Source organism: Chamaesiphon sp. OTE_8_metabat_110 (assembly GCF_031382685.1).
Classification (GTDB): domain Bacteria; phylum Cyanobacteriota; class Cyanobacteriia; order Cyanobacteriales; family Chamaesiphonaceae; genus Chamaesiphon.
In genome coordinates, this window is sequence record NZ_JANMZA010000478.1 from 1 (window position 1) to 14,761 (window position 14,761).

At 47.6% G+C, this 14,761-nt stretch carries 15 protein-coding genes and 1 pseudogene; 6 read left to right on the forward strand and 10 right to left on the reverse strand.

Features of this window, described 5'->3' with window-relative positions:
- Window positions 1-75: 75 nt before the first annotated feature.
- Window positions 76-699: pseudogene (glmM, locus tag RMO52_RS17515) on the reverse strand (phosphoglucosamine mutase); the annotation flags it as partial.
- Window positions 700-930: 231 nt separating this feature from the next.
- On the opposite strand from glmM, the gene RMO52_RS17520 reads away from it, so the two are divergent.
- Window positions 931-1,158, forward strand: coding sequence for a hypothetical protein (locus RMO52_RS17520; protein ID WP_309739300.1), 228 nt, complete (start codon window positions 931-933; stop codon window positions 1,156-1,158).
- Window positions 1,131-1,472 carry a HAMP domain-containing sensor histidine kinase gene (locus RMO52_RS17525; protein ID WP_309739302.1) on the forward strand — a complete coding sequence of 114 codons (342 nt, stop codon included), beginning with the start codon at window positions 1,131-1,133 and terminating at the stop codon, window positions 1,470-1,472. The genes RMO52_RS17520 and RMO52_RS17525 overlap by 28 nt, the downstream gene beginning before the upstream one ends.
- Here the strand turns inward: RMO52_RS17525 and RMO52_RS17530 are convergent.
- Window positions 1,424-1,915 carry a thioesterase family protein gene (locus RMO52_RS17530; RefSeq protein ID WP_309739305.1) on the reverse strand — a complete coding sequence of 164 codons (492 nt, stop codon included), beginning with the start codon at window positions 1,913-1,915 and terminating at the stop codon, window positions 1,424-1,426. The genes RMO52_RS17525 and RMO52_RS17530 overlap by 49 nt on opposite strands.
- A 78-nt stretch (window positions 1,916-1,993) precedes the next feature.
- On the opposite strand from RMO52_RS17530, the gene RMO52_RS17535 reads away from it, so the two are divergent.
- On the forward strand, window positions 1,994-2,884 hold the full coding sequence (locus tag RMO52_RS17535) for a ChaN family lipoprotein (RefSeq protein WP_310416753.1): 891 nt from the start codon (window positions 1,994-1,996) through the stop codon (window positions 2,882-2,884).
- Between the two features lie 244 nt (window positions 2,885-3,128).
- Window positions 3,129-3,536, forward strand: a complete 408-nt coding sequence (tnpA, locus tag RMO52_RS17540) for an IS200/IS605 family transposase (RefSeq protein WP_309739309.1) — start codon at window positions 3,129-3,131, stop codon at window positions 3,534-3,536.
- A gap of 151 nt (window positions 3,537-3,687) precedes the next feature.
- Here the strand turns inward: tnpA and RMO52_RS17545 are convergent, their stop codons facing one another.
- Both RMO52_RS17545 and alaS read right to left on the reverse strand, forming a co-directional pair.
- Window positions 3,688-4,233, reverse strand: coding sequence for a hypothetical protein (locus RMO52_RS17545; protein ID WP_310416756.1), 546 nt, complete (start codon window positions 4,231-4,233; stop codon window positions 3,688-3,690).
- A gap of 175 nt (window positions 4,234-4,408) precedes the next feature.
- Window positions 4,409-7,045 carry an alanine--tRNA ligase gene (alaS, locus tag RMO52_RS17550; protein WP_310416759.1) on the reverse strand — a complete coding sequence of 879 codons (2,637 nt, stop codon included), beginning with the start codon at window positions 7,043-7,045 and terminating at the stop codon, window positions 4,409-4,411.
- A gap of 800 nt (window positions 7,046-7,845) precedes the next feature.
- Between alaS and RMO52_RS17555 the strand changes: the two genes are divergently transcribed.
- Together RMO52_RS17555 and RMO52_RS17560 are read left to right on the forward strand one after the other, a co-directional pair.
- On the forward strand, window positions 7,846-8,307 hold the full coding sequence (locus RMO52_RS17555) for a hypothetical protein (RefSeq protein ID WP_309739316.1): 462 nt from the start codon (window positions 7,846-7,848) through the stop codon (window positions 8,305-8,307).
- Between the two features lie 208 nt (window positions 8,308-8,515).
- The gene (locus RMO52_RS17560) at window positions 8,516-8,803 is read left to right on the forward strand and encodes a DUF433 domain-containing protein (protein ID WP_309739317.1); all 288 of its coding nucleotides are present in this window, start codon (window positions 8,516-8,518) and stop codon (window positions 8,801-8,803) included.
- Between the two features lie 129 nt (window positions 8,804-8,932).
- Here the strand turns inward: RMO52_RS17560 and RMO52_RS17565 are convergent, their stop codons facing one another.
- From RMO52_RS17565 to RMO52_RS17590, 6 genes are all read right to left on the reverse strand, one after another.
- Entirely contained in the window at window positions 8,933-9,214 is a 282-nt protein-coding gene (locus RMO52_RS17565) for a type II toxin-antitoxin system PemK/MazF family toxin (protein ID WP_309739319.1), read from the reverse strand.
- Window positions 9,159-9,326: a type II toxin-antitoxin system PemK/MazF family toxin gene (locus tag RMO52_RS17570; protein ID WP_309739320.1), complete on the reverse strand. Its 168-nt coding sequence runs from the start codon at window positions 9,324-9,326 to the stop codon at window positions 9,159-9,161. The genes RMO52_RS17565 and RMO52_RS17570 overlap by 56 nt, the downstream gene beginning before the upstream one ends.
- A complete protein-coding gene (locus RMO52_RS17575; protein ID WP_309739321.1) occupies window positions 9,307-9,573 on the reverse strand; it encodes a hypothetical protein in 267 nt (88 codons plus the stop codon). The genes RMO52_RS17570 and RMO52_RS17575 overlap by 20 nt, the downstream gene beginning before the upstream one ends.
- Window positions 9,574-9,651: 78 nt before the next feature.
- Window positions 9,652-11,091: a BCD family MFS transporter gene (locus tag RMO52_RS17580; RefSeq protein WP_310416765.1), complete on the reverse strand. Its 1,440-nt coding sequence runs from the start codon at window positions 11,089-11,091 to the stop codon at window positions 9,652-9,654.
- A 156-nt stretch (window positions 11,092-11,247) separates the two neighbouring features.
- Complete coding sequence (grpE, locus tag RMO52_RS17585; RefSeq protein ID WP_310416768.1) at window positions 11,248-13,017, reverse strand: nucleotide exchange factor GrpE; 1,770 nt, start codon at window positions 13,015-13,017, stop codon at window positions 11,248-11,250.
- Between the two features lie 518 nt (window positions 13,018-13,535).
- Entirely contained in the window at window positions 13,536-14,666 is a 1,131-nt protein-coding gene (locus tag RMO52_RS17590) for an aminotransferase class I/II-fold pyridoxal phosphate-dependent enzyme (RefSeq protein ID WP_310416771.1), read from the reverse strand.
- Window positions 14,667-14,761: the final 95 nt, after the last annotated feature.

Consider the following 14,761-nt stretch of genomic DNA (forward strand, 5'->3'; position numbering starts at 1 on the left):
GGGCGCCGAATTAATTTGTCTCAATGATGAGGCTGATGGCGATCGGATTAATGTCAATTGTGGTTCGACTCATTCGGGAGCTACCTTTACTGCGGCGCCAGCAGCCAGATCGAGGACGATCTTCATCCCCGCTAAGCTAGCATCTGGTAACAGCGAATCTTGCATCGCCGCTAGATACTGCGCGATTAATTCCGGTGTGAAGTAGAGCTGACCCCAGTTTTCTGGTTCGATATTGACTCCCGATTGTCCTCTAATTCCTGCCTCGATCGCGGCTTGCAAGTCCTTAGTGAGTTTTGTGCCGTGAGTACCAAAAAACTTAATTCCGTTGTCTTCTGGCGGATTGTGGCTGGCGGAAATCATCACGCCGCCGATCGCATCGCTGGTCGCCGTCAGATGGGCGACTCCCGGCGTGGGGCACAATCCCAAATTCCAGACCTCAATCCCCGCCGAAGTCAGCCCCGCAGCCAGCGCACTCGCCAACATATCACTAGAATTGCGCGAATCTTGCCCGATGACGATCGGCCCAACATCCCGATCCGTATCGATCGCCGCCTGACGTAAGACCATTCCCGCCCAGTAACCCACCTGGAGCGCCAAGTTAGCGGTGAGGACATCACCGACTCTACCACGAATACCATCGGTACCAAACAGGGGCGAATTAGGTAAATTGAGATGTTCGATCGGGGTGAATGTAGTCATATATACAGTGAGTAGTTTAGGAGCTGCTTGGTAGATCGTATTACCAAAAGTGGCATTACTCAAGATCGATCTTGTTAACAGCGATGGTGGGGGTTAGTTGAGATCGTCATCTTGGCGATCGAGCGGGTACGAGTCGTAGATATAATCTAGTTAAGATAGTGATGACATTCACAGATCGTCCGAGCATGAACCTGTTCTGAAGATACCAGCAAATATCTGGAGTAAGCATTGATGGCTACCGACGAACAGAGAACTGCCAGCCAAATTCAACTCGATCGATTAGCCGAATTAGATGCTACCGCGCTGTTAGATAGCCCGGTAGAGGCGATATTCGATCGCTTCACCAGGCTTGCTAGCTCGATCCTGAAGACCCCCATATCGCTGGTATCCTTGGTCGATCGCGATTGCCGAGGTTATACTCTGGGCGCTTTTTGTGCGATCGATACCCGCCCGCCTTAAATAAGATCGACACCGATCCCGATCGGATTATCGCCGATGCTTGCGAGCAAATGCGACCACTTGCCGATCGATCGCAGATATCCTTGACTTGGCATACAGATGTGGATTTGAGATGTCTGGCCGATGCGGATAAGTTGCGACGTGTTATCGTCAATTTGGTCGGTAATGCGATCGGGCACACTCCCCAGGATGGCAATATCTCGGTAGTAGCGCAGTCTTATGAAAAAAATGCGGTATTATTTTCGGTAACAGATAACGGGTACGGCTATTCGCGCATTTTCACCAGTGCTTCCCTAACTGTCGCGGGTAATTGACGCATAATTTTACCCTTTTCCCGATCGACAGCTACTAGCGTCACCATCCCTGAGAGATAGATAACCTGTCGATCTACTGACTGAATTTCGTACTCCCAGACAATCCGCACGCCTTCCATATCGACAGTCCGCGTATTGACGATCGCCGTATCGCCCATTTTTAGAGCGTGGTGATAGCGCACCGACACATCTACTACGGGCAAATCGCACCCCATCGCCACCAAATCGGCAAAATCAATCCCGATCGATTTGAGACAGGCTACCCGCGCCTCTTCCATCCAAATCAAGTATGTTCCGTGCCAGACGATGCCGCCATAGTCGGTATGATGGGGATACACGACGATCGGATACTCAAACCAATTGGCTGACATGGCTTGATAACTCAACTTTTCGATCGCGCTATCGGAAGAACTGGGCGGACGAATATCCGTAGATTCTGTCATAGTTATAATCTGCTATCGAGCGATGCGGTTACAGAGATTGTGCGTTATCTTAACTAGATATTAGTATGCACTGTTGAGATGAATATACGCCGGATTGCCGCACTTGTTTGGGGGTTAATTGTAGTTGTCGTTAGCAATACGATCGTATCGCTCCCGATTGCCAATGCCGGATCGATCGCGACATATAGCGATGTCAGATTTACGCCCCAACAAGTTGACATCATCGAGCAGCTAAAAACTGCGCGGGTGGTATATCTAGGCGAAACTCACGATCGCGAGTCCGATCGCGATAAACAGCTCGCAATTATTCAGACTCTCTTCCAGCATAACCCACGCCAAGCGATCGGCATGGAAATGTTTCAACGTCCCGCGCAGCCATTACTCGATCTCTATTTAGCTGGAAAAATTACTGCGGCTCAATTACGCCAGCGATCGGAATTTGACAAACGGTGGGGATTTAAATGGGAGTCTTACTTACAGATTCTCGAATTTGCTAAAGCTAACAAACTGCCAGTTATCGCCCTCAATACACCTACCGAAATTACCCGCAAAACTGGCAAAGAAGGCTTAGAAAGCTTAACTGCTACCGAACGCCAATATATCCCGCCAATTACCGATATCGATCGTAGCAATCTCACTTATCAACAGATGATTTTGGCTAGTTATCAACAACATGCTGGCATCGTCTCGATCGCGAGTAAAAGTTTTGACAGGTTTTATACCGCTCAATTATTATGGGATGAAACGATGGCGGAACGGGTGGCTAATTTTGCCAAACAAAATCCCGATCGTCAGATAATCACAATTGCTGGTAGCTCGCACATTATCTATGGCTATGGTATTCCCGATCGCGTCAAGCGGCGGATGGGTAATGCAAATTTTACCCAAAAAACCGTATTACTCAGCCACGATTTAGACCCAAAACAATCATCACCTGCTGACTTCATTTGGAGTAACGATCGCGACTAATTTGGATTGAAGAGGGTCTAACTCGATCTTCAAATTAGATCGGGCTTCGATCGATGGAATACCGCACGATTGAAATCGTCGCTCATGTTGCAAAGTCCGCCTACGCGGACTGAGATTCCTTAAACCCGCGTAGGCGGGTTTTGCATCACCAGCGGCGGTTTCAACCGCTGCCTAATCTAGGACGATCGATCCCCCACTCAATTCGGGCATATTAAGGTTATCAATTTTGAGATCGATCGTCAAAATGCCCTCAAATTTCACCCGCATCTATATTCACCATATCTGGTCAACTTGGGATAGACAACCGATGTTAATTCCAGAGGTTCGAGATGCCGCGTACAAGGTAATTCGAGAAGAATGCAAATCTTTGAAATGCGAAGTAATTAGAATTGGCGGGGTTAGCGACCACGTTCATTTGCTGGCAACTTTAAATCCAACTATTTCACTTGCGGATTTTGTCAAACAGGTGAAGGGGAGTTCTTCGCATTTCATAAACCATGAGATTCGACCAGATTTCTTATTCAAATGGCAGGGTAGTTATGGTGCTTTGACGGTGAGTAAGAATGGGGTGGATGATTTGTGTGAGTATATCGATGGGCAGGAGGAACATCATCGTCAAAAGTCTTTGATTTCTGATTGGGAGCCGATTTAGATGGTGCGATGAGGGGGCACGATTGAATACCGCACGATTGAAATCGTCGCTTGTGATGCGAAGTCCGCCTTCGCGGACTGGGATTGCTTAACGTGCGTGGGCGGGTTTTGGATTGTGAGTGGGGATTTCGATCGCTAACTAATATCGATCTTTACTCAGGATCGATCGATAATTGATATTCTATTTGATGATTTTTGAGTTTTTCACCCAAAGATTCCGCCATGCCTGGATGAACATTTTGCTTAAGAACATGTGTCTGTCCGTCGCAAAGTATCTCTCTTAATCTGTAATTTGCAATATCTAGATCGAATGCACGCGACAAAAAGTCAATTTGAGTACAATCTAGATTGTAGGTTGGATTGAGATATAAAGTCATTGTCGGCCCAGTATAATCTGGAGGTAAAAAATGACCCATCCACATCCATTCTCTTTCACCTCCCTCACCTTTTGGAGTGCCCCATGATAATTCATCCCACCAATAATCATCTAACTTTTCTGAGAAAGTAACGCAATTGAGTCTATTTGCGTGAAAATGCAGTTCTTCCACATTTTGACAAAGATAAACAAATTTCTCACATTCTTGGCAAAATCGAGCCTTACTATTTTCGGTCGGCTCTAATTGATTCCATGTTTGAGTACATTGGAAAATTTTACAGTTATTAATTTGTAAATGGTCAGTATCTTTGATTAGAGTCAATCTGTTTTACCTCATCATCTCTAATAAATTTTTAATACTAATAGCACGATCGAATACCGCACGATTGAAATCGTCGCTCATGCTGCAAAGTCCGCCTTCGCGGACTAAAATCCCCAACCCGCGTAGGCGGGTTTTGCATCACAAACGGCGGTTTCAACCGCACGCCACCCCACCATCAACCCAAACCCGCCTCCAATTCCGCCTTAGCCACCCCCAAAGCCTCCTTCACCTTACTGGCATCCCGTCCCCCAGCCTGAGCCAAATTCGGTCGCCCACCGCCGCCACCGCCGCAGATCTTCGCGATCGCACCGATGAACTTCCCAGCCTGTAAACCCTTCCCATTTACCCCTTTACTAAAAGCCGCCACCAAACTAACCTTATCTGGTTCGGGGATTGAAGCCAGGACGATCGCGCCTTCTCCCAGTTTATTTAATAACCGTTCTGCCGCAGTTTGGAGCGCACTAGCATCAACATCACCCAGTTCGGCGATAATGATTTTAAACTCGCCAATAGTTTGGGCTTGAGATAGTAATTGTTCGGATTTAGCGACCGCCAGTTCGCCCTTCACTGTCTCTAATTGCTTCTGATTGGCTTTGAGTTCGGTTTGCATTGTCGAGATGCGATCGAGAATTTCTTCGGGTTTAGCTTTAAACCGATCGCTCAATTCTTTGACTACTTTATCGCGGACATTGAGATAGTCTAAAATTGCATTACCCGCCACAGCTTCGATCCGCCGGACACCAGCAGCAACTCCAGCTTCGCTGATAATTTTGAACGCCCCAATTTCGGCGGTATTATTCACATGAATACCACCGCATAATTCCATCGATACGCCAGGAAAATCGATGACGCGGACTTCATCGCCATATTTTTCACCAAACATGGCTACTGCGCCTTTAGCTCTAGCTTGCGCGATCGGCATTACCTCAATTTCGGCTGAATGTGCTTCAGTAATCCAGGTATTTACTAACTCTTCTACCTGTTGAACTTCCGCAGGTGTGAGAGCGCGGGGACAATTAAAATCGAACCGCAACCTGTCGAATGAAACTAACGAACCTGCTTGAGAAATCTCTGGATCTATCAGGAGTTTTAAGGCTGCTTGTAATAGATGAGTTGCCGTATGATTTGCTTGAGCGCGACGACGACATGCGGTGTCAATTTGGGCGGTAACTGTATCGCCGACTCGCAAGTTTCCACGCTCGATCGATCCAAAGTGAACGAAGAATGCCGACTCTTTTTTGACATCATCGATGCGGACTAATAAATTATCGCCGGATAAGTAACCGCGATCGCCGATTTGTCCGCCAGATTCGGCGTAGAAGGGACTTTTATCGAGGATAATTTGGACATTCGTACCCGCATCTGCTTCAGTATCGGCGGCACCATCGACTAATAATGCGACTACTTCCGCTTGACTATTTATCGATTTATAACCGATAAATTCCGTCGCCTGAAGGTGTTCGGCAAAACTATCGAGCGTGCCTTGCACTGTCAGATCGATTGTCTCACGACCGCTGCGACCAGTTTCGATCTGTACCTGCATTGCTCGATCGTAACCCACTGCATCTACCGTCAAACCTTGTTCTTCGGCAATCTCTTGAGTCAACTCTAAGGGGAAGCCATAAGTATCATAAAGTTTGAACGCATCATCCCCAGCAATTATCGTATCGCCCGATCGTTTCAATCGATCGATTACTTCCGCCAGTAGCTTCTCGCCGAGCGCGAGTGTTTTTAAAAACTGGATTTCTTCCCGTTGGAGTTCGGCAAAGATTTTATCGGATTTCTCCCGCACATTAGGATATGCAGATTCAGACATCTCGATCGCGGTTTCGGCTACCTTAGTTATAAATTCACCCTCGATGCCGATTAATCTCCCGTGTCGCACCACCCGCCGAATCAGGCGGCGGAGGATATAACCGCGTCCGGTATTTGACGCGCGGATAGTATCCGCAATCATGTGAACGACAGCTCGAACGTGATCGCCGATGACTTTGAGCGAGGTTTTAGTTGACTCATCACTAGAAGCGTAGTCAATCCCCGCGATATCTGCCGCAGTTTGAACGATCGGAAAAATCAAATCCGTCTCATAATTATTCGGCACATCCTGGAGGATTTGTGCCATCCGCTCCAAACCCATCCCTGTATCGATGTTCTGGTTCGCTAACGGCGTGAGATTGCCATCGACATCGCGGTTGTACTGCATGAACACCAGATTATAAAACTCAATAAATCTGCTGTCATCTTCCAAGTCGATATGGTCATTCCCCAGTTCGGGATGGAAATCATAATAAAGCTCAGAGCATGGCCCACAAGGCCCTGTCGGCCCCGACACCCAAAAATTATCATCAGCACCCAACCGCTTAATTCGCAGGGGATTCACGCCAATCTTGTCCCGCCAGATCGCAAAAGCTTCGTCATCATCTTCAAACACGCTGACAACCAACCGCTCAGGGGGCAGCTTAAACACCTGCGTCGAGATTTCCCAACCCCATTCGATCGCTTGTTCCTTAAAATAGTCCCCAAAGCTAAAATTGCCCAACATCTCAAAAAATGTATGATGCCGCGCCGTCCGTCCGACGTTCTCGATATCATTGGTACGGATACATTTCTGAGAAGTCGTCGCACGGGGAAAATCGGGCTGACGTTGACCCAAGAAGATCGGCTTAAATGGTAACATCCCCGCGATCGTCAATAACACCGTCGGATCTTCCGGTACCAAGGAACCGCTCGGCAACGGCTGATGCCCCCGCTGGCTATAAAAATCGAGGAAGGCTTGACGGATCTCGGCACCACTGAGTTTGAGAGCAGACATAGGACTTTAATATAGAGAGGCAAGTATAAGCTATCCCTCTATTGTGCCATTTTTGGCTTCAGCAATAACAACCCAGTGTATTCTACTAGGAAGCTATTTCAATTTGTGGAATATAAGAAAGGAGATCGCTTTTCTACGAGCGATATCCTTTCTCACCCAACGATGATTAACACTCAGTGTTTAATCACTGAGTGTTAATCATTCGCCACAACTTTCTACCTGTAGAGCTTTGCCCGAGTTTGAATCCACTCCCAAACATCTTTTGATAACCATCCGTTAGCAGTAGAAGGATCGATCTCTACAATTAATAGACGATCATTTTGATCCAGACACTGACGTAAGCGTTCACTAATCTGGTTTGCACTCAAATTAGTATTGATTAACCACGTAGATTCCATAGGCTTACACCACTCACCCAGAGATTTGATAGCCTCATGGATAACTCGGTAGTCTTGCCCTGGTGTGTTAAGGTCGTATGTAACGAGTTTCATTTTGCTCATTTAGAAGCCTAAATTGTAGAAGAAGGCTAGGGGGTAGGCTTCAATTTAATATTGAACCCCCAACCTGTATTTATGGAAAGCGTCGGAAGCTGTAACTTGCGACGCTTTCATTATAACTGACATATTTCGGTTTTAGTAAATTGCGAGACAAAGTGCCGATTAATTTTTCTTTGTGTGTTTTAACAAAAATTGTGGAGATAGCAATATAGTGTTGCTGCTTCGGGTACAATCAAGACATAGAAGTAAGGCTACTTATGGCAACTGCCATTGCCTGCTTTCGCATAGGGAGCTAAGTTGATTATGGAAAACGTATTTTCACGGCAGGAGGTTTTGAAGCTGACATGTCTGAGTTCAGGACAGTTAAGCCGATTAGATAAGTCTGGTGTTGTTGAACCAACAAAGCTCGGTAGCGAGAGCCATCCAGTCGTTCTCTACAGTCTTAATCAAGTTCTTGAGCTAAGAGTTATCGCTGCACTCAGAACGCAATTGTCCATGCAGGAGATTAGAAAGGTTGTCAACTATATTCGAGAATATGGATTTGACACAGCACTCTCTGGAAAGTTCTTGATTTTCTGTGGTGAACAATTGTACTGGATTTGTTCGGATGAGTCTCTGCAAGAAACAATTATCAAACTCACTGGTAAAAATAGAGGGCAGGTCATTTTAAAAGCAATTCATCCAATCGGAGATATACTCTCTGACTTACAGGAAGAAATTAAACGTAGGGACTCAGCTTCGAGAGCGACCAGCTACTGTCACTAATGCCGGATAATTGAAACTGAGATTCGATTGAAAATGGATAATGTCCAATAATTCAAAACCAAATACAGTAATTGATTCAGGTATTTTCTCTCTCAATTTGTAAAGTCAGTAATTCGATCGAGTCTCTAGATCCTTGAGACTCGATCTCATAGCAACAACCCAAGCAAATCGAGGATAATAGACGAAAGCCATAGAGATAAACAAAATCATGGACTGGAAAACATATATTCATTCAGATCCCAAAATTCTGCTTGGAAAGCCAGTAATCAAAGGGACGCGACTATCCGTTGAATTCATTCTCGGACTATTTTCAGAAGGGTGGACAGCACAACAGGTTTTAGAAAACTACCCAACACTGAATACTCGATCGATCCAAGCCGTATTCGCCTTTGCCGCAGAGTGTATCAAAGAAGATGTCTATTACACACCTGTACTATCTGCATCCGCATACACTAGAAGAACCAGCAGCAATATTATTGAATCTGTTTCAGATTGAGAAATTGCAGATTGAGGGATGGTTTACGATCGTCGAACGGGATCGAATTCGTCAACGTCCTTTGCCTTAGTCGATCGATTTGCAATGTCAGTGATTTGGTCGATCCTCTAGATCCTTGAAATTCGATCGTCAATCAAAATCTACAACTAAAGCGATCGCTAAATTGATTTCTCTCATGATTTCAGAAGGTAAAATGCCTAACTTGCGAACAAATCGCTGTAAGTCCACTCCCCGTAATTGCAGGACATCTACGGCAGAAGTTTTTGTCAACCCATTATTTGCATCTGGCTCTACTCGAACTTGCCAAGGATTGAGTTCAAAATGCTGCTTCCAATCAGTCAGAGGGGCAATTAGTTTAAGTGGTAATTTGCCGAACGCGCAAGCGCACCCCCAGGGTGGTCGAATCAACACTAATTACCACTACCGGACGAGTTTTGCGAATCTCCGATCCAATCGTTGGATTTAAGTTAACTAACCAGATATCCGATCTGAGCGGTAAAACGTCAATACTCAATGAAGTCACCGCCTAAAAACTCCCTCCAATCTGGATCTAGCTCGTATTCTGGTGCCATCGCTTCAGCACGTGCGGCTAAAATTCGATCGCGTTCCACTCGTGGTAATTTTAGCAATGATGCTCGATCTAACATGGGTAGATTAGGCACCAAAGAATTGTCATCAAGTAAAGTTAACTTGACCCGTTTACCCACAAGTGTATTGCTGTGCTGGAGAATTTCCTCCCATGTACCGACGATCTCTGTTGCTGGGAGCATAATCATTGACTAGAATGATGGGTGCATATTCTTTATTTTAATCGGTTTGAAGCTATTGTCGATCGAGTTGACAGCCGATTAATCTAGATCTGCGGCGATCGTGGCTTTAATGGTATCTTTAGCAGTAGTTTGAAACTCGCGGACATTCACCCGATCGAGTAATTTCACGGCAATAATCATCGCCAAGGCTTGTAAGCTAAATACCAATCCGTAGGCGAAGACAACATCTGGTGCGATTGACTTGCCCAGATCTAGAGCGATACCGCCAAACACCGTCGCTAAACCTTTGGCTAAGGCTTGAGATAACCCCCATGCGCCGATAAATGTCCCGGCTGTTTCTGGTACTGTCAGATCTAACATCAGGGTAATTGCGCCAGTTGTCACCAATCCCGAACACATTCCAAATATTAACAGCGCCAATTGGAGAAATTTAGGATTGTGCGTAAAACCGGAAGCGATGAGCAAGAGCATCGATGCTGCCACTAGCATACAACCCAAGCGGGCGGTCTTTTGTTTGCCGAGCTTGGGGATGAACCAGAATCCCGCCGCACTTAAACCCAATAAGGTACCGCCACCCCAATAAGCGTTAAGGCTGGCAGTTTTGCCGACAGGCAGATCGAATACTTCGCCGCCATAGGTTTCGAGAATCGGATCTTGAATGAATAATCCGAGTGTCATGACGACGAGAAAGGTAAAAAATACCTGAGTTTGGCGACTGGCGGTGAGAATGGCTAAAGCACGCCCCAGGGATAAATGCGAGCCTTGATGCGGCGTGGTGACGCGATTGATAAACCGCGAATATTTGCGCTCGACGCCCCAAGTAGCGATTAAAGTTAAGCCTAAAACGATCGCCGGAATAATCAGAAATAAGCGATCGATTTGGACTTGAACTTGGGCGATTGTGGCATTAAGTTCTAGAGATCTTAATAATACGCCGATCGTAATCGCACCGACAATCGTTCCGCCGATCAACATCGACCAATCTACGGCTACTACTCTCGATCGATCTTCCTCATCGGTGATGTCTACTAGTAATGTCGCAAATGGTGTCGAGCACATGCTCACTGACAAACCATATAGGGCAAAAACTGCCCCTAGTAATCCCGCCCAGCCGTAAGTCGCCAACGTCCAACCCGCTAATTTGAGACTCGCGCCGAGTTGCCACATTATTTGCACTGCCACGATCGCATTAATAGCCAGTCCTGCCGCACCCAGCCAGATGTAGCCAGTCCGATGGTAGCCAAATAGGGGCTTGGTATCAGAAAGTTGTCCGAAGATAATTCGGGCTGGCGCAACGAAGAGAGTGAGGGCGAGAATCACCGTGGCGATCGTACTCGGTACGGCTAATTCCTTGATTAGTACCCGATTGAGGACGCCAAATACCATCACTGACATCATCCCCAAGCCCATTTGAAACAATCCCAACCGGATGGTTGTCAGTAAATTCAATTTGGGCAGGGCTTTGCTATAGTTCCAATCTTGCCCCGTTTCTGGACTAGATAAGTCACCAGTAGTCATAAAATTAAATATTAAAAAATAGATCTAAGTTTGTCTAATTTAAACTAGATATCTCATTACCACCAATGGATTGGTTAATAAAAGTTTAGGCATTTATCATTGACAAATCGAGTTTTTCGTGCATATATTTAGCGGTAGCGCCGCGTGATGTCGCCGCTATTTAGGGGCAACGGCTACCTTGACTTGTGCTAAACGTAAAACGCGATCGCCGAATGTATAGCCGCGTTTTACCTCGGCGATGATTGTGCCGGGGGCGGATTCGGACGTACTTACTTCCCGGACGATTTCATGACGGCGAGCGTCAAATTGATAACCTGTAGTTTCGACGATCCGAACGCCGATTTCTTTGATGCTGGCGAGCATTTTAGTCTCCAACATCGAGTAGCCTTTTTGAATGGCTGATTCGCGATCGGTTTGCGGTTTAATCGAGGTACGGGCGAGTTCGATCACATCAACTACTGATAGTAATTGCAGGGCAATTTCTACCCGCGTACCTTGTTCTACCTGCGATCGACTCTGTTTGATGCGCTGCTCGAATTCGTCAGATTCTTGTTGATAGCTTTCTAATTCTGCTAAAAGCTGTTCGTACTCAGATTTGGCGGCGATCGCTTGTTGTTTCCAGTACAAAGCCGCCTCTAAACTTGCCATATCGTTGGCTACCAGCTCGCCCGAGCTAGGGTTGATGGTATTTAGTTGATTTTGCAATAAAATTCTGGGGTCGATACATCGCTTCAGTTGGGCGGATGTCGTTTTACCTGCGCGAAATAGGCTGACAGCCAGATCCATAAACGATCGCATTCCAGTCTCCTGCGCGGCGAAATCGATCGCTTCGGCATCACCCTGTAAGATTGTCGATTTGAGTCGATCTGTGACGATTAGCACTTCCTGAATACCAATCGTGCCGCGATAACCAATTCCCTGACAGTGGACGCACAGTTCGCCTGTCCGTTTGCTACTTTCGATCTCGCGGGGACTCAGAGTTTGGGCGCGATAGTAGGGCTGCTCGTGCAAACTCAAGAGCGTACTGCCGAGGTGTGCTAAGTCGCCGCTGGGCCGATCCGGGAGCCGACAATCGGGACATAGCTGCTGGAGCTGCTTGTGGGCAATAATGCCGATCGTGGCGGTGTAGAGTTGGGCTGGGGGGATACCCAAGGCGATGAGTTGGGCGATTGCTTTGCCAGCAGTAGTGGCGGGGACGGTGGCAAAGACTAGGCAGCCTCGCGCTACGGCTTGAAGAGCGGCGCGAGCAGTGGGCAAACTATCGATCGAGCCAACAGCGAGGATATCTGGCTGTTGGCTCACACAGGTGTCGATCGTCTGAGCGTAGGCGCGATCGTCCAAGTTGCTGGGGATGCTAATGTGGTTGATGCTGGGAACGGTATATTTCGGCTGTCGATCGATCTCGAAGATACTCAGATCCGGTCGCTGGATGGCGGCTAAACTGGCATAGAGAGTGGTTGATTTGCCGCTAGCGCGTTCGCCGACAAACAGGACTAAGCCGCAGGTACTGTGGATGAGTCGATCGATCTGGGCGAATGATTCGCGATCGAGGATAAGTTGCTCTAGTGCGGGTGGGGACTGTCGATCGTAGACAATTTTGAGCGTAATTTGCTGGCCAAATTGCGTTGGGAGGGTGGTAATTTCGAGTTTCAGACCGAATTTACCAGATTTGGCGATCGTGCCTGTCTGGGGAGCGGAGGTGTTATCGAGGTAAGCGAGTTCTTTGAGATATTCGGTCGTCGGCTGAACTAGGTCTTGAGGCAGGTTTTGGATGGCGGTTTGGAGGGAGCCGTTTTGGCGAATTCTAATCTGGAGCGATCGTGCTTGTGGTTCAAAATACAAATGCGAGGCGCGATCGCCAATTGCTCTGGCGACAATGCGATCTACTAAACTGGTAGCATTATCTCGATCGGTTGTCTGTTGCATATCTTTTTAGCGCGTAAACACGATGAGTGAGTGTGTTGGGTTTCATTCTTCAACACAACCTAACTCTACTCCACCTTCAGATTCTGGTAGTAAGCGAATCGGCAAACTGTAGGAATCTGTAAGTTGCGATTTTCCTAGCGGAGACAGAACCCGGATCTGGGGGTTGTCTTGATGCGCTAAACCGTTGGGGAACCCAACGATCGCGCATCGCTCCGACCCCCAGACCCCCCGTTGAAAGCGGCTCGCGCTCCTCGGGTTCCCCGAGGGTTTAGCGAGACAAGACAGGCGGAACGCGTCTTGACCGAAACACATGCGGAGGGAACCTCCGCGTGATTTCGGTCGCCGCCTTCTCAAACTCTCCTGCGTATGGTTCGATCTGTGTGAGGCGTAAAGCGGCATTCACTGTATCCAAGATTTTAGTTGGGAGTTATTAGACTAGAATTTAGGCGAAGTAATTACCCTCTCCCATCTCCCATCTCCCATCTTCCATCTCCCATCTCCCATCTCCCATCTCCCCTCTACCCCCGCGCACATTTGACAAACTCATCAATTACGCAGGCGAGATCTTCATCGGATAGATTGGAGCCAGAAGGTAGGCACAGTCCGCGATCGAATAGGTCTTCGGCAACTTCACCCCCGAAGCGATCGTACTGGGCGAAAATCGGTTGGAGGTGGAGTGGTTTCCAGACGGGACGGGCTTCGATTTGGGCTTCAGCCAAAGCTAGGCGGACATGTTCGCGATCGACACCAAAAGCGGTAGGATCGATCGTCAGACAAGTCAACCAGCGAGTCGCACTCCCCCACGGTGCTTCTGGCATAAATTGAATCCCGGGTAGATGTCCTAGTGCTTGCTGATAGACTTCACAATTGCGGCGACGGGCGGCAACGCGATCGTTTAGTACCATCAGTTGTCCGCGTCCGATTCCGGCTAAGACGTTGCTGAGGCGGTAATTATAGCCGATTTCCGAATGTTGGTAATGGGGTGCTGGATCGCGTGCTTGGGTTGCCAAAAACTTGGCTTTGGAAGTCAGGCTGGCATCTTCGGATACCAACATCCCGCCGCCGGAAGTGGTGATGATTTTATTGCCATTAAATGAGAAAATCCCGATCGTCCCAAAAGTACCAGGCGAGCGACCTTTATAAGTTGCGCCGAGAGCTTCTGCGGCGTCTTCAATGACCGCTACGCCATACTCTTGGCAAGCTGTGAGGATCGGGTCGATATCGGCACTTTGACCGTATAAGTGGACGAGAATTACTGCTTTGGGGAGTTTACCCACAGCGGCTCGCTGTGCTAGGGCAGCTTGGAGCAGTTGGGGATCCATGTTCCACGATGTTCTGTCGCTATCGATAAAGACTGGCTTGGCACCGAGATACACGATCGGATTGGCACTAGCGGAAAAAGTCAGGCTCGAACAAAATACTTCATCGCCAGCACCGACACCGACTAGTTGGAGGGCTAAATGGAGGGCAGCCGTACCCGAAGTGACCGCAGTTGCATGACTGGAACCTACTTTTTGGCAGAACTCTCGCTCGAAGGCATCAACATGAGGGCCAATTGGGGCGATCCAGTTGGTTTCAAAGGCTTCGGTGACGAATTGCTGTTCGCGATCGCCCATGTGTGGAGTGGAGAGTAAGATAGGTTTTGTCATTGCCAGAGGTGATAAATAGCTGAAAGTTGAGTACTGACATCATTACGTTTAGTTATTATACCCAGATCGATCTAAATGTCAGCGCTCTAGCAAGG